Here is a 15084-nt window from a genome sequence, read left to right as displayed (position 1 = left end):
ACCCCTCCCCCGGGGGGGGGACTGGCCCCCCCCCGGGCCCACCCCGCCCCCGCCCCCCTACCCGCGCTCCCCCCCCACCCTTGGGGGGGGGGGGGCGGGGTTGCCGGCCCCCCCACCGCCATGTCGGGAGGAGTCCTTGCCGGGCCCCTGTCCGCCCTCGTTGGGCGGGGCCCCATAGAACACCCGGTCAAAGGGGGCGGCTCTCAGGAGGCCGGGCCGACCTCCGGTTCCGGTGCCCCGTCACCGGACGTGTCCTCTCCCCCGTCGCCCGCGACCTCACCGTCGGCCTCGTCCTCGGTCTCGGTCTCGGCCTTGGCCTCGCTCACACCCTCCGGCCTTTCCTCTTCAGGAGTGCGGCGCGCGTCATCAGGATCCGCCAGGAGTGGTCGCTCGGGGAAGGTCGTGTCCGCCCCCGACCGCTCCGCCACGACCCTGCTCTCGCCGTCGATGCCCCGCGGACCCGCGGGCGGCGGATCCTGCTCGGGGGCGTCACTTTCGGCATCGGTGCTCTCGGCACCGGTACTTTCGGTGCCGCCCGTCTCGGCATCTTCACGCTCGGCCGTGTCTTCGCTCGTCTCAGGAGTGTCCGTCATGCCGACCCCCTCCCCTGACAAAGTCCAAATATGTCGCCGGCAGGCATGGGGCCGGTCAGCCGGGTAGGGAAACCCTCGACGAAGGGAGCGAGATCATGACGGTCACCCGGTTTCAGGATCTGCCACTGGCCGAGCACGACAGGGCCTGGGACGGCGAAGCGGCCGAGAAACGCGTCCGATCATGGTCGGACGCCGAGGAGGAGCCCAATGCCCGATACCGAGAGGCCCATCTCTGGTACGACGGCGACGAGCCGGACAACTTCGGGAGTTACAAACTTCCCATCGCCGATGTGATCGACGGCAGGCTCAAGGTGGTGCCGCACGCCGTACGAGCCGCGGGAGGGGTCCTGCAGGGGGCCAGGGGCGGGGTCAAGGTGCCCGAGGAGGACCTCGGCCGGATCAAGGCCCACCTGGCCAGGTACTACGCCAAGATGGGCGAGAGCGCCCCCTGGGAGTCCTGAGGGGATGACGCGCTTCGCGTTCGAATTCGACCCGGCGTGGCGGATACCGCTGCTGGTGGTCGGGGTGAGCCCCGGGAGGGCCTTCGCCGAGGTCCGCGAGGGCGATCTCTCGGTTCGCTTCGGCCCCTGGTCGCTGCGCACGCCCCTGTCCAATGTCGCGGGCACCACCGTGACCGGCCCGTACGCTCCGTGGAAGGCCATCGGACCGCGCCTGTCGCTCGCCGACCGCGGGGTGACGTTCGGCACCAGCACCAGGCGGGGCGTGTGCGTCCGGTTCCACGTCCCGGTGCCCGCTCTGGCACCGGGACGTTTCCTGACCCACCCGGCCGCAACTCTCACGGTCTCCGATCCCGAAGGACTGGTGGAAGCCCTCGGGCAGTCGCCCGAGACGTGAGCTGGACACATGACAGAGGGGCATCCGGGTAAAAGGGGCGTTCCAACCAAGGAGGGAAACATGACGGCCGAAGGAGAGATGCCGGAGGAGACTTCGGCGAGCGGGAAGCCCATGGTCGCGGCCACCCCGCGCGACGTCGTCCACATTCGCCTGGGCTCGTTCGCCCTGATAGCGGCGATCGGCCTCGGGGTGCTCGGTTTCGTGGCCGGAATCACCTGGCTCACCGTCGTGATGGCCGTGCTGGCCGTGATCGCGATCGTGGACATCGCCCTGGCGGTGCACAGGCAGTCGCGTTCCGCTCCGGGTACGACGACGGAAGCCGGCTGAGCCGCCGCGTTCGGCGCCGTCAACGGGTCGCGACGGGGCGGGTCCCGGCCGTGTCGTCCGCCGCACCTCGGCGGACGGCGGCGCCACAGGCGCCGTGACGGCGAACGGCGCCGGGCGTGATGACCACGCCCGGCACCGTCGCGCCTCGCCCATTACCGTTTTCTACTTTTTCCTGGTTTACCAGTAGGTGTAGACAACGGGGCGGTAATAGGACTGGAAGCCGAAGGGAACGTAATTGTTGTAGAAAGTGAATGGCGAATACCTGTTGTAGTAGGTGTAGGGGCCGAAGGGGTCGTGGTTGTTGCTTCCGGCGACCACCGAGACCTGCTGTGGCGCCACGCTTGCCCCGGCGGGCTGAGCCGACACCGTCATGCCGACGATCAGGGTGGAGGCCACCAAGGTGCCGGCGGCGAGAGCCTGCTTGAACATGAAAGATCACTCCGTGTCTGATGGTTGAACCCGGCATGCCGCCAGGACTTACAGGGCGCCGATCGGATTTCCAGGAAATATGACGAATCGATGCCACGTAAGACGCTAGTTCAGAGCCATAACGACCTTCGCCCCAGAAAGGACAAAGCCTTGGTCCGGGATCATTTCCGGAAAGGAACGGCGGAGGTTACATCCGAGCGGCTCCTCCGCTCCCCCAAGGAAGCGGCTTCTCACCGAGCCGCCCGCGCGGCATGGAGATCACGAAGCCCGCTCACGCCGGGGATCCACCACGCGTCCGCGCGGGCCCGCGCATCGGCAACCCGAACCGGCCGGTCCATCCCAGCCGGTCCAGCAGATAGGCCACCCCGCGCACGGTGTAGGAGACCTGGAACCTCTCCGCGATCACCACGGCGACACGCGCGGTGGTCCAGTGGCCGTCGTCCCAGCCGTGGGCGGCGGCGCCCTCCTCCAGGGTCGCCTCCAGCCGGGCCAGTTGCTCGTCGGTGAGCTTCCTGCCGCCGGCGGCGCCCCTGGAGACCAGTGCCGCCCTGCCGCCCCGTCTCCAGAGCGCGTACCACTCGTAGGCGGACTTGCGGGTGACTCCCAGCAGCCGGGCCACCCGCGCGGGCGCGATCTCCCCGGCGAACATGTCGGCGGCCCGGAACCGCAGCCTCTCGCGCCTGGCTCGCTCCTGCGCCGACAGCCCACCGCCCCTGTCTGAATATCTCATACTTTAAGGCTCTCACCTGGGCAAATGGGACCTAACAGGCGCCCGCCCCCGTGTCACCCCCGAGCTTCTCTGCCGGGCCGGGTGAGAGGCGTGCCCGGCCCCGGAGCGTCGGGGACGCGATGGCGGCGCTCCTGAGCAGGGCGCCGTTCCCGCGCGGACCCCGGCGCGTGGGCGGGAACGGAGACCGCGCTCGCCACGGCCGGCCCACCCCGGTGTCAGACACCCACCGGATGCCAGACCGTCTTGATCTCCATGAAGGACCTGATCCGGGAGACGCCGGGATCGGCGGCGGTCCAGTCGTCGTGAAGGCCCGGCCGCAGGACCCGCTTGAGGGTGGTCGCCGCGCTCTCCTCCAGCTCGGAGGCGAGGTCGCCCGCCCCGGTCAGGTCGAGGGCGTTCACGTCGGCGTGGCCGGCGAGTGGCGGGGCGAGCTCACCCAGGCGTCCGGTCAGGATGTTCACGACCCCCGCCGGCAGGTCCGAGGTGGCCAGCGCCTCGGCGAGCGTGACGGCGGGGAGCGGGGCACGCTCGCTCGCCACCAGCACCGCCGTGTTGCCCGAGGTGATCACCGGCGCCAGCACCGAGACCAGTCCGAGCAGCGGGGAGTCGGCGGGGGCGATGACGCCCACGACCCCGGTCGGCTCGGGCTCGGAGTGGTTGAAGAACGGACCCGACACCTGGTTCGCCCCGCCGAGAACCTGGCCGATCTTGTCGGCCCAGCCCGCGTAGTAGACCCAGCGGTCGATGGCGGCGGACACCAGCCTCTCGGCCCCCGCCCTGCTCACCCCCTCGGCCGCGGCGGTCTCCTCGGCGAACTGGGCCCGGCGCCCCTCCATCATCTCGGCCACCCGGTACAGGATCTGGCCCCGGTTGTAGGCGGTACGGCCGGACCAGCCGGGAAACGCCTTGCGCGCCGCCACCACGGCGTCGCGCGCGTCCTTGCGGGACGCCTGGGCCGCGTTGGCGAGATGGACCCCGCGGGAAGATGTCACCGGATAGGACCTGCCTGACTCCGAGCGAGGGAACGCCCCGCCGAGATACAGCTTGTACGTCCTGCGCACGGCGACGCGTGCCGGCGCGGGGAACGGAGGGTCGGTTCTGTCAGCCAAGGTATGCCTCCAGCCCGTGCCGGCCGCCCTCGCGGCCGTAACCGGACTCCTTGTATCCGCCGAACGGGCTGGCGGGATCGAACATGTTGAAGGTGTTGGACCACACGACGCCCGCGCGCAGCCGGCTCGCGGTCCACAGCATCCGGGAGCCCTTCTCCGTCCACACCCCGGCGGACAGGCCGTACGGCGTGTTGTTCGCCTTGGCGACGGCCTCCTCCGGTGTGCGGAAGGTGAGCACCGAGAGCACCGGGCCGAAGATCTCCTCGCGGGCGACCCTGTGCGCCTGCGTGACGCCGGTGAACACGGTGGGCGGGAACCAGAAGCCACGCTCGGGGATCGGACACGCCGGTGACCAGCCGCTCACGCCCTCCGCCTCGCCTGCGGCGACCAGTTCGCGGATCCTGGCGAGTTGCGCGGCCGAGTTGATCGCCCCGATGTCGGTGTTCTTGTCCAGCGGATCGCCCAGCCGCAGCCGCTCGATCCTGGTGCGCAGCTTCGCCAGCAGCTCCTCCGCGATCGACTCCTGCACCAGCAGCCGAGATCCCGCGCAGCACACGTGCCCCTGGTTGAAGAAGATCCCCGAGACGATCCCCTCCACGGCCTGGTCGATCGCCGCGTCGTCGTACACGATGTTGGCGCCCTTGCCGCCCAGCTCAAGGGAGAGCCGCCTGCCCGTGCCCGCCACGGCGCGGGCGATCTCTCTGCCCACCTCGGTCGAGCCGGTGAAGGCCACCTTGTCGGCGTCCGGGTGGGCGACCACGGCCCGGCCGGTGTCGCCGGCGCCGGTCACGATGTTCACCACGCCGGGCGGCAGTCCCGCCTCCTGGCAGATCTCGGCGAACGCCAGCGCGGTCAGCGGGGTGGTCTCCGCGGGTTTGAGCACCACCGTGTTCCCGGTGGCCAGCGCGGGCGCGACCTTCCAGGCGAGCATCAGCAGCGGAAAGTTCCACGGGATGACCTGCGCGGCCACGCCCAGCGGGCGCGGCGAGGGGCCGAGCCCGGCGTGGGCCAGCTTGTCCGCCCATCCCGCGTGATAGAAGAAGTGTGCCGCGACCAGGGGCAGGTCGACGTCCCTGGTCTCCTTGATCGGCTTGCCGTTGTCCAGCGATTCGAGCACGGCCAGCTCGCGTGCGCGCTCCTGGATGATGCGCGCGATCCGGAACAGGTACTTGCCGCGCTCCGCCCCCGGCAGCGGCGACCAGACCCGCTCGAAGGCCCGACGGGCCGCGGTGAAGGCGCGGTCGACGTCGGCCTCGGAGGCGACGGCCACCTCGGCCAGCGGCTCCTCGTCGGCCGGGTTGATCGTGACGATCCGCTCGTCGCTCTTGGCCTCGACGAACTCGCCGTCGACGAACAGGTCGTAGGACGGCCGGATCGACACGGTCGACCGTGACTCCGGCGCGGGCGCGTACTCGAAGATCTCCTCCGTCATGTGATCGGAGTCCCCCTAGTCGATCGTGTAGTAGTCGGGCCCGGCGTAGTGTCCGGTGTTCAGCTTGGTGCGCTGCATGAGCAGGTCGTTCAGCAGGGTCGAGGCGCCGAGCCTGAACCACGCCGGATCCAGCCAGCCCTCCCCCGCCACCTCCTTGACCAGCACCAGGTAGCGCATCGCGTCCTTGGTGGTGCGGATGCCGCCCGCGGGTTTCACCCCCACCCGCCGTCCGGTGGCGGCCAGGTAGTCCCGCACCGCCTCCAGCATGATCAGGGTGACCGGCAGCGTGGCGGCGGGCGTGACCTTGCCGGTGGAGGTCTTGATGAAGTCCGCCCCGGCGTGCATGGCGAGCCAGGAGGCCCGCCGCACGTTGTCGTACGAGACCAGCTCCCCGGTCTCCAGGATGACCTTCAGGTGCGTCTCGCCACAGGCGTCCTTCACCGCCGCGATCTCGTCGAAGACCTTGCGGTAGTCGCCCGAGAGGAACGCCCCCCGGTCGATGACCATGTCGATCTCGGTGGCGCCGGCGGCCACCGCCATACGCGTGTCGGCCAGCTTCACCTCCGGCGACGTGCGGCCCGAGGGGAAACCCGTGGCGACCGAGGCGAGCCCCACCCCGCTGCCGGACAGCCTCTGGGCGGCCACCGACACCATGTCCGGGTAGACGCAGAGCGCGGCGACCGGGGGCACGGTCGGGTCGGCGGGGTCGGGACGCATCGCCTTGCTCGCCAACGCGCGTACCTTGCCCGGGGTGTCCGCCCCCTCGAGCGTGGTCAGGTCGACCATCCGGATGGCCAGGTCGATCGCCCGGCGCTTGGCCGTGGTCTTGATGGACCGGGTCGCCAGGTCCGCGGCCCGCCGGTGCACGCCGACCTGGTCGACCCCCGGCAGTCCGTGCAGATAGGCCCGCAACGAGCCAGGGACGGTGTCAGGCACGAGCGCCCCGCCTTTCGATGAGCATGTTGAGGATGAGGGCGACCAGCAGGATCAGGCCGGTCACCACCATCTGGAAGAAGGAGCCCAGGCCGAGCAGGTTGCACAGGTTGCGCAGCACCGACAGCAGCAGCACCGCCACGAACGTGCCGAACACCCCGCCCCGGCCGCCGAACAGGTTGGTGCCGCCGAGCACGACGGCCGCGATCGCGTCCAGCTCCAGCCCGCTGAAGGCGGTGGGCTGGCCCACGGTCAGCCGGGAGGTGAGCAGCACCCCCGCGAGCGCGGCGAGCGCGCCGGACACCGCGAACACGGCGGTGATCACCCCGCGCACCGGCAGGCCGGACAGCCGCGCGGCCTCCTTGTTGCTGCCGACCGCGTAGACGTACTCGCCGAAGGTCGTGCCCCGCAGCACCACGGCGGCGAGAATCGTGATCACGACGAACACGATCCCGATGATCGGCACGTAGCCGATGAACCCGCCGCCGAGGAGCTGGAACGTCTCCGAGCCGCCGCCGCCCGCCGGTTTGCCGTCGGTGAGCAGGTAGGTGAGCCCGCGAATGGCCGTCAACCCGGCCAGCGTGGTCATGAACGAGGGCAGCGACAGGTAGGCGGACAGCCCGCCCATGAGCGCGCCGAACAGCGCGCCCACCGCGACGCTGAGCAGGATCGCCGGTACGAAGTGCACGTCCGACCCCATGAGCAGGGCGACCGTCATCCCGCCGAAGGCGGCCACGCTGCCGACCGACAGGTCGATCCCCGCGGTCAGCACCACCATCGTCATGCCGATGGCGACGATCCCGGTGAGCGACGACTGCTGCAGCAGGTTGGCGATGTTGCGGCCGGTGAGGAACTGCGGGGCCAGCAGCGTCGCGACGACGCACAAGGCGATGAAGACCAGCAGCAGGTTGGATTTGACGATCAGGTCGGTGCCGCGGCGCGACCTGGAGCCGCCGGGGTCCTTGGTCGCCGGGGTGGCGGATCCGATCGATGTGGTCATGGAGTCGCTCCTGTGATGACGGTGTGCGCGATGACGTTCTCCGGGCTGACCCTCGGGTCGAAACACGCGACGTTGCGGCCCTCGTACAGGACCTGGATGCGGTCGGCGTTGGCGGTGAGCTCGGTGAGCTCGCTGCTCGCGAGCAGTACCGCCACCCCCTGGTCGGCCAGGTGTCGCACCTGCCGGTAGAGGTCCGCCTTGGCCCCGACGTCGAGGCCGCGCGTGGGCTCGTCCAGCAGCAGGACCCTGATCCCGCCCCGGGTGATCCACTTGGCCAGCACGACCTTCTGCTGGTTGCCGCCCGACAGCTCTCCCACGAGCTGGTCGGGTCCGGCGGACTTGATGCCCAGACCGGTCAGCGCCGGCCGGGTGAGCCGCCGCCCGAGGCGGCCGGGCAGCAGCCACGGGGGCCGGCCGATCGCCGCGATCGCCGCGTTGCGGCCCACGGACAGGCCGAGCATCAGCCCCTGCTCCTTGCGGCTCTCCGGCACCAGCGCGAGCCCGGCGCGTACCGCCGCCGACGGGCTGCCCACGCGCATCGGGCGCCCGTCCAGCTTCGCGGTGACGTGTGCCCTCAGGTCGCCGAAGAGCGCGCGCAGCAGGGTCGTACGGCCCGCGCCGCCGAGTCCGGCGAGCCCGACGATCTCCCCCGGCCGCACCTCCAGGTCGCGTACGTCGATCAGGCCCGGCAGGTGGACCCGGTCCACGCTCAGCAGCGGCTCGCCCTCGGGGGCGGGGTGGTCGGTGGGGCGTATGAGTTCCCTCGCCTCGCCGATCATCGCGGCGACGATCTCGCCGGGGCCGGTCGAGGCCAGGTCGTAGACGCCGACCGTACGGCCGTCGCGCAGCACCGTGGCACGGTCGCCGATCTCCATCACCTCGTCCATCCGGTGCGAGATGAAGATCACCGAGCGTCCCTCTGCGGTGAGCGACCTGATGACGTCGAAGACGGCGAGCAACTCGCTCTCGCCGAGGGTGGCGGAGGGCTCGTCCATCACGATCACTCGCGCGTCGGCGGTGAGCGCCTTGGCGATCGCGGTGAGCTGCTGGGCCGCGATGGGCAGCTCCCTGACGGGCGTGGTCACCGAGAAGCGCGCGCCGACCCGGTCCAGCGCCTCGCGGGCCAGCCGCGCCCGCCGGGACCTGCGCACGAACGGGCCGAACCTCGGCGTCCTGCCCAGCAGCAGGTTCTGCGCGACGGTGAGATCGGGCAGCAGGTCCAGCTCCTGGTAGATCACGGCGATGCCCGCGGCGAGCCCGGCGTGCGGGGTGGCGGCCCTGAAGGGTTCCCCGTCGAGCAGGATCGTGCCCTCGTCCGGCTGGTAGGAGCCAGAAAGGATCTTCATGAGCGTGCTCTTGCCTGCGCCGTTCTCGCCCAGCAGGCAGTGCACCTCGCCGGGGCGTACGGTCAGCTCCACGCCGTCCAGGGCGACGGTGCCGGGGAAACGCTTGACGATCCCGGCCATCCGCAGCCTCGGGTGCTCGGCGGTGTCCGTCATGGCTCCTCCCTCGTCTCCCTCGTCGCGGTGTCCAGCAGGTAGGTCGCGCTCTGGTCGTCGGTGATCAGCACGTCGCAGAGACGGCTCACCACGACCGCCCGGCACACCGCGTGTTTCGCCGCGCCGCTGACGAGCGCGACGGAGGTGGTGGCCGAGCGCAGGGCGTCCAGCGAGAGGCCGAGCGTGCGCCCGTCCAGGCCCGGATCGACGATCCGGCCGCGCTCGTCGACGAAGCGGCCGAGCACGTCGCCGACCGCGCCGGCCCGTGCCAGCCGGGTGACGTCGTCGGCGTCGATCTGGCCGGAGTCCACCAGCACCGAGTCGCTGCCCATGCCGCCGGGACTGAACAGGAACAGGTCGGCGCGGGTGGCGAGGGCGAGCACGTCGGAGACGGCCCGGTCGCTCTCCAGCACCGCCCGGGTGCTTTCCTGCTCCAGGATCGCCGGGGCGGGCAGCAGCGTCGCGGTGCCGCCGCCGTGGTGCGCGATCAGGTTCGCCATGCTGTGCGCGGTGGTCGGCTGCCGTGATCGGCTGTGCGCGCCGTTCACCTGCACCACGTTGACGCCCGTGGCCCACCCGGGGGTGAGCCCACCGGCCAGCCGGTCGAGCGTGCGTCCCCAGGAGACGCCGATCAGCTGGGGCGCGGGACGCATCGCCATCAGGTGGTCGGCCCCCGCGGCGGCCACCCGGTCGCGCAGGTACTCCGGGTCGTTCCTGGCGTTCCCCGCCACCACGATCGCCTCGCGCAGACCGAACCGCTCCTTGAGCGAGCGCTCCAGGGCGTGCACCCGGGAGCGGGGGTGCAGCACCTCGATCCTCACGATCCCGGCCTGGCGGGCCTCGGCGAGCATCCGGCCCACCTTCCAGCGGGTGAGATGCATGCGGTGGGCGATCTGCTCCTGGGTCTCCCCGCTCTCGTAGTAGCGGACGGCGACCTGGTAGAGCTGGTCGTGATAGTCCACGGGAATGCTCATGTCAGCCCGTCCCCTCGTTCAGGTGCGCTCAGCCGGTGCGCGATCGCCGTGGTGGCGGCGGTCGCCGCGAGATAGTCGTCGTAGCCCTGCCGGTACGGGTTCCGGTGCTCGGCGACCGGCTCGACCACGCGGATCCTCGGCTCGTAGTGCGCCGCGGCCTCGGCCAGCGAGGCGTGCCATCCCGCACCCACCGAGGCGATCACCGAGCAGGCGCGCAGCGTGAGATTGTCCCCGGTGACCAGGCTGATCGGCCGGCCGAGCACGTCGGCGGTCGTCTGGAGCCACAGCTCGTTGTGCCGGATGCCGCCGGAGACGAAGACCTCCTCCACGCCGATCCCTCCCGCGACGAAGGAGTCGATGACCTGGCGGGTGCCGTACGCGACCCCTTCCACGGCCGCCCGGTAGACCTGCTCGGGGGTGCTGGCGAGGGTCAGCCCGAGCACCGCGCCGCGCAGCCGCGGATCGCGCAGCGGCGTGCGGTTTCCCATGAAGTAGTCCAGGACGATCAGTCCGTGCTCGACCGGCGGCAGCACCGCCGCGGCCTCGATGAGCCCGCCGATCTCCGGCCTCGGCCGCCCGATGAGCCGCTCGCCCGCCCAGGCCAGCACCGAGCCCGCGCTCACCTGACCGCCCTCCACCAGCCAGTGCCCCTCGCGCAGCGCGTCCGGGTACGGGCCCCACACGGTGGAGGGGAAGACCGGTTCCGCGATCTCGGTGACGAACGCGTTGGACGTGCCGCACACGATCGACACCCGCCCCTCGCGGGCGCCCCCGACTGCCAGCAGGGACAGGTGCGCGTCGATCCCGCCGGAGGCGACGACGGCGGGGCCGGTGATCCCGAGCTGTTCGCGGGCGTCGGGGCCGAGGGGTCCCACCGGGTCACCGACCGGCACGATCTCGTCCGGCAGCTTGTCGCCGAGGTCGCCGATGCCGAGCTTCTCGTACAGGTCGTGCGGGAACCCCGCCCCGCGCGGATCGTAGTTGCTCTTGCAGACCGCGTTCATCTGCGATCCGGCCCACCGTCCGGTGAGCCGCCACACGATGTAGTCCACGGCCTCGACGACGCGTGCGGCGGCGCGGTAGATCTCGGGCTCGTGACGGGCCAGCCACATGGCCTTGGGCACCAGCCACTCCACCGCGTCACAGTCGCCCGAGTAGCGCAGGGCCGGGTGGTCGATCTGCGCGGTCAGCGCCGACTCCTCGCTCGCCCTGCCGTCCATCCACAGCAGGGCCGGGCGCAGGGGGCGCCCGTGGCGGTCGAGCACGGCGACCGTCGAGGCGGTGGTCGCCACCGCGACACCGGCGATCTCCGGGTTCCCCGCCTCGGCGAGCGCCGCCCGCGCGGCGTGGACGCTCGCCCGCCACCAGTGGTCCGGGTCCTGCTCGGCCCAGCCCGGCCTGGGGAAGATGGTCGGGTAGGACTCGTCGCCCGCCCCGAGCCGCGCGCCGCCGGCGTCGTAGACCGCCGCGCGGGCGCCTTCGGTTCCCAGGTCGAGGGCGAGGAAAGCGCTCACGGTCACCCCTCGTTCGGCAGGAACAGGACCTTGGAGCTGAAAATGGAGCGTTCGCCGAGGCTGACCATGGTCTCGGGAAGCGCGTCCAGCCCCAGCTCATGCGTGATCATGAACTTCCAGGCGAGGTCGCCGGAGGCGAGCGTCCTGGCCGCCACCCGCCACTCCTCGCCCGGGAACGGCGCGGAGAAGGAGTTCCACGCGCCGTGCAGGGTGACCTCGCGGCGCAGGAAGGAACTGAAGGTGGACTTGGGCAGCACCACGGGGTCGTGCGGGATGCCGATGAACACCGCCTCCCCGTGCCGTCCGGCCAGGCCCACGGCCTGGTCGACGGTGGCGGGCACGCCCGCGGACTCGATGACCACGTCGTAGCCCTCTCCGGCCACCTCGGCGGCGGCCTCGGCGCTGACCGCGGTGTGCGTGGCCCCGGCCTCCGTCGCCATGGCCGCCTTCCGCTCGTCCAGTTCGATCACGAGCACCTCGGCGGCCCCGGCGATGCGCGCCCACTGCACGGCGAACAGCCCGATCGGGCCGGCGCCCACCACCGCAACCCGGTACCCGCCGCGCATCTTCGTGCGCCACAGGGCGTGCAGCGCGATCGCCGCCGGGTCGAGCATCGCCGCGGCCCTGGGGTCGAGGCCGTCGGGGAGCACCATCAGGTTCTCGGCCGGTACGGAGACGTACTGCGCGTACGCTCCGTCCCTGCGGCTGCCGAAGTAGCCGTAGTCCTTGCACAGGCCGAACCGGCCCTGGCTGCAGGGTCCGCAGGCGTGGCAGGGGATGAGCGGCGGCACGGTGACCAGGTCGCCCTCCCGCACCCGGCCGGTGGCCGACAGCCGCTCGCCCATCCGCACCACGTGCCCGGAGAACTCGTGGCCGCAGATGATCGGGAAACGGTAGGCCCCGGCACGCAGCATGCGCGGGATGTCCGAGCCGCACACTCCGCACGCCGCGACGCGGACGAGCGCCTCGTCGGGGCCCGGTGTGGGCACGGGTACCTGCTCGACCCGGATGTCCCCGGGGGCGTGGAGCACTGCGGCCTGCATGGTTTCCGGCATTTCTTCTTTCTTCCTCGTCTTCTGCTTCTCGCGTGTCGGTGTCGCGGGCCGTGTCCTCCAGGGGTCTTCCTGAGGTCTTTCACGACCCGGACCACCGGCCTTCGCCGCGGATGCCCGCGTGCCCGCCCCTGCGGGCCGGTCCTTGGGGGAACGGTCGCCTACGGGAGTGTCTGGGCGAACTCGGTCTCTCCGCTGTACTTCGCGGCGTTCTCACCGTCGATCAGCGCGGTGCCCGCGTCGACCGAGGGCTCGACCTGCTCGCCCTTCTGGACCTTGAGCACCGTCTCGACGGCCGTCGCGCCGAGGGAGATGGGGTCGTTGAGCGCGGTGGCCACGTACCGGTCGCCGTCGGCGATCTGCTTGACCGCTTCCATGAGCCCGTCCACCCCGGCGACCAGCACCTTGTCCTTGCCGTTCTCGGTGAGGACCTGTAGCGCGCCGAGCGCCATGTCGTCGTTGTGGGCGTAGACCGCGGCGACGTCCGGGTGGACCTGGAGCAGGTCCTGCATCGCGGTGACGGCCTTGGCGCGGACGTAGTCGGAGTACGGCCCCTCGATGATCTTGATCTTGGGGTTCGCCTCGACGGCCTCGTGGAAGCCCGCGCTGCGGTCGCGCGCCACGGCTCCACCGGCGTCCCCGCGGATCTCGATGACGGTGCCGCCCTCGGCTCCGAGCTTCTCGCTGAGCCGCTTGCCGACGAGTTCACCCATCGCCTTGTTGTCCCGCCCGACGTGCGCGACCGCGCCCTCGGCCACCGGCCGGTCCACGGTCACCACGGAGACCCCGGCCGCCTTGGCCGCGGCGAGGCTGGGCTGCACACCCTGCGGATCCACCGGGTTGATGAGCAGGATGTCGACCTGCCGGGTGATGAGGTCCTGGATGTCGTTGTTCTGCTTGGTGACGTCCCCGTCCGCGTCGGCGAAGTGGAGCGTGGCGCCGGCCTTCTTCGCGGCGGCCTCGGCCCCCTCGCGCAGTTGCACGTAGAAGGGGGACTGCTGGGTCGCCTGGCTGAAGCCGATGGTGATCGCGCCGTCCGCCTTCTGGTCGGCACCGGCGGTGGATCCACCGGGGGTGGACGACACCGAGCAGGCGGACATCGCCGTGAGGGCGAGGAGGAGCGCGGGCATGGTGAGCAGCCGCAATCTACGCATATGGGACCTCCAGGGTGTGATTTAGATAACGCACGCTAAATCGGACGTTAACCTCACGGCAACACATGAGCCAAAATTTGCTCATATGAGCACGCTACCCCGTCTCCCGGCCACCGGCTCCCGAACGTACCTGCTCTACCTGCGGAAACGTGCCAATCCACGCACGGAGGGAGGCCCGATCCGGGCCTCGCGTTGACGTGGGCCCGACCATGTCTAGGGTGAACACGTGCCCGCCATGCTGAACGCCACCAAGACCCGCACCGCGCTGCGCACCTCGGCGCGCATCTCCCTGGAGATGCTGCTCGTCGTGCTCATGACCGCGGTCAGCCTGTGGATCCTGGGCCAGATGTGGTCCATCCTCTGGCCGCTCGTGATCGCCCTGCTCCTCACCACGCTCACCTGGCCCGTGACCCGCCTGCTGCGCCGGCACGGCTGGCACCCCACCCTCGCCGCCACGACCGTCACCGTGCTCTTCCTCCTGCTCGCCGCCGGCACCGCGGTGCTGATCGCCGTCCCCGTGGCCTCCCAGTCCGGCGAGCTGGCCACCGGCGTGAGCAACGGCATCCAGCAGCTCCGCAGGTGGGCCGCCGGCCCGCCGCTGAACATCGGCGCCGACCAGGTGAGCACCGCGCTCGACACCGCGGCCTCCCGCATCCAGGACAGCGTCGGCAGCATCGTCACCGCCACCCTCAGCGGGGTCGGCACCGTGGTGAACGGCCTGGTCAACACCGTCCTCGCGCTCTTCCTGATGTTCTTCTTCCTCAAGGACGGCCCGCGTTTCCTGCCCTGGCTCACCCGTCAGCTCCCCGGCCGCCTCGCCACGGACGTCCCGGCCGTGGCCACCCGCAGCTGGGACACCCTCGGCTCGTTCGTCCGCTCCCAGGCCTTCGTCGGCCTGCTCGACGCCGTCTTCATCGGCCTGGGCCTGTGGATCGTGGGCGTACCCCTCGTCCTCCCCCTCGCCGTCCTCACCTTCGTCTCGGCGTTCATCCCCATCGTCGGAGCCCTGTTCGCCGGCTTCGTCGCGGTCCTCATCGCGCTGGTGTCCAACGGCCTCACCGACGCGCTGATCGTGCTCGCCATCATCGTCGCGGTGCAGCAGCTTGAGGGGAACGTGTTCCAGCCCATGGTGCAGAGCCGCGGCCTCGGCCTGCACGCCGCGGTGATCCTGCTCGCGGTGACACTGGGCGGCAACCTGGCGGGCATCGTGGGCAGCCTGCTCGCCGTGCCGGTCGCCGCTCTGATCGCCGTGGTGTGGAACTACATCCGCGAACAACTCAGCGACCCACCCCGGGAACCCGACACCGGCGGGCCGGACACGGGCGGGCCCGGCACGGGCGGGCCGGAGACCAAGAAGCCGGAGACCGAGAAGCCGGGCACCGGTGCGGCCGTCCCCGCACAGAGCCCCAGCTGACACCGTCGAATACCACGTAACTCACCAAAAGGTGTCGAACTAGGTTAGAACGGGAATTTCCCCTCTAGA

16 protein-coding genes are annotated in these 15084 nt (G+C 71.0%); 4 read left to right on the top strand and 12 right to left on the bottom strand.

Features of this window, described 5'->3' with window-relative positions:
* Positions 1–203 precede the first annotated feature (203 nt).
* Positions 204–593 (bottom strand): hypothetical protein, encoded by a 390-nt coding sequence (locus tag ACIBH4_RS04350; protein WP_362505988.1) that lies wholly within the window; start codon positions 591–593, stop codon positions 204–206.
* A gap of 95 nt (positions 594–688) precedes the next feature.
* Here ACIBH4_RS04350 and ACIBH4_RS04345 point away from each other — a divergent pair, with 95 nt between their 5' ends.
* From ACIBH4_RS04345 to ACIBH4_RS04335, 3 genes are read left to right on the top strand one after another with little or no spacing between them, the layout of a single operon-like run.
* Positions 689–1054 (top strand): hypothetical protein, encoded by a 366-nt coding sequence (locus ACIBH4_RS04345; protein WP_362505985.1) that lies wholly within the window; start codon positions 689–691, stop codon positions 1052–1054.
* Between the two features lie 4 nt (positions 1055–1058).
* Complete coding sequence (locus ACIBH4_RS04340) at positions 1059–1448, top strand: hypothetical protein (protein WP_362505982.1); 390 nt, start codon at positions 1059–1061, stop codon at positions 1446–1448.
* A gap of 60 nt (positions 1449–1508) precedes the next feature.
* Positions 1509–1775, top strand: coding sequence for a hypothetical protein (locus tag ACIBH4_RS04335; protein ID WP_350949216.1), 267 nt, complete (start codon positions 1509–1511; stop codon positions 1773–1775).
* Between the two features lie 177 nt (positions 1776–1952).
* Here the strand turns inward: ACIBH4_RS04335 and ACIBH4_RS04330 are convergent, their stop codons facing one another.
* The 11 genes from ACIBH4_RS04330 to ACIBH4_RS04280 all read right to left on the bottom strand — a co-directional run bounded on the left by ACIBH4_RS04330 (position 1953) and on the right by ACIBH4_RS04280 (position 13601).
* Positions 1953–2204, bottom strand: a complete 252-nt coding sequence (locus tag ACIBH4_RS04330; protein WP_362505979.1) for a hypothetical protein — start codon at positions 2202–2204, stop codon at positions 1953–1955.
* A gap of 271 nt (positions 2205–2475) precedes the next feature.
* Entirely contained in the window at positions 2476–2934 is a 459-nt protein-coding gene (locus ACIBH4_RS04325; protein ID WP_362505976.1) for a winged helix-turn-helix domain-containing protein, read from the bottom strand.
* Between the two features lie 215 nt (positions 2935–3149).
* Positions 3150–4043, bottom strand: a complete 894-nt coding sequence (locus ACIBH4_RS04320) for an aldehyde dehydrogenase family protein (protein WP_362505973.1) — start codon at positions 4041–4043, stop codon at positions 3150–3152.
* On the bottom strand, positions 4036–5475 hold the full coding sequence (locus ACIBH4_RS04315; protein ID WP_362505970.1) for an aldehyde dehydrogenase family protein: 1440 nt from the start codon (positions 5473–5475) through the stop codon (positions 4036–4038). The genes ACIBH4_RS04320 and ACIBH4_RS04315 overlap by 8 nt, the downstream gene beginning before the upstream one ends.
* 15 nt (positions 5476–5490) lie before the next feature.
* Entirely contained in the window at positions 5491–6411 is a 921-nt protein-coding gene (gene deoC / locus ACIBH4_RS04310) for a deoxyribose-phosphate aldolase (protein ID WP_362769391.1), read from the bottom strand.
* The gene (locus ACIBH4_RS04305; RefSeq protein WP_362505965.1) at positions 6404–7408 is read right to left on the bottom strand and encodes an ABC transporter permease; all 1005 of its coding nucleotides are present in this window, start codon (positions 7406–7408) and stop codon (positions 6404–6406) included. Before ACIBH4_RS04305 ends, deoC begins: the two co-directional genes overlap by 8 nt.
* Entirely contained in the window at positions 7405–8907 is a 1503-nt protein-coding gene (locus ACIBH4_RS04300) for a sugar ABC transporter ATP-binding protein (protein ID WP_362769388.1), read from the bottom strand. The genes ACIBH4_RS04305 and ACIBH4_RS04300 overlap by 4 nt, the downstream gene beginning before the upstream one ends.
* Positions 8904–9881, bottom strand: a complete 978-nt coding sequence (locus ACIBH4_RS04295) for a sugar-binding domain-containing protein (RefSeq protein ID WP_362769385.1) — start codon at positions 9879–9881, stop codon at positions 8904–8906. The genes ACIBH4_RS04300 and ACIBH4_RS04295 overlap by 4 nt, the downstream gene beginning before the upstream one ends.
* Entirely contained in the window at positions 9878–11395 is a 1518-nt protein-coding gene (locus ACIBH4_RS04290; RefSeq protein WP_362769382.1) for an FGGY-family carbohydrate kinase, read from the bottom strand. The genes ACIBH4_RS04295 and ACIBH4_RS04290 overlap by 4 nt, the downstream gene beginning before the upstream one ends.
* Positions 11396–11397: 2 nt before the next feature.
* Positions 11398–12450 (bottom strand): galactitol-1-phosphate 5-dehydrogenase, encoded by a 1053-nt coding sequence (locus ACIBH4_RS04285; RefSeq protein ID WP_362505952.1) that lies wholly within the window; start codon positions 12448–12450, stop codon positions 11398–11400.
* A gap of 158 nt (positions 12451–12608) precedes the next feature.
* Positions 12609–13601, bottom strand: a complete 993-nt coding sequence (locus ACIBH4_RS04280) for a substrate-binding domain-containing protein (RefSeq protein WP_362505949.1) — start codon at positions 13599–13601, stop codon at positions 12609–12611.
* A 235-nt stretch (positions 13602–13836) separates the two neighbouring features.
* Between ACIBH4_RS04280 and ACIBH4_RS04275 the strand changes: the two genes are divergently transcribed.
* The gene (locus ACIBH4_RS04275; protein WP_362769394.1) at positions 13837–15015 is read left to right on the top strand and encodes an AI-2E family transporter; all 1179 of its coding nucleotides are present in this window, start codon (positions 13837–13839) and stop codon (positions 15013–15015) included.
* The last annotated feature ends 69 nt before the right edge of the window (positions 15016–15084 follow it).

Origin of the sequence: Streptosporangium sp. NPDC050284, from assembly GCF_044459525.1 — a bacterium.
In the GTDB taxonomy this organism is placed as follows: Bacteria; Actinomycetota; Actinomycetes; order Streptosporangiales; family Streptosporangiaceae; genus Streptosporangium.
Note: the sequence above shows the minus strand (reverse complement) of the source record. Positions and strands in the feature narration are given on the sequence as shown.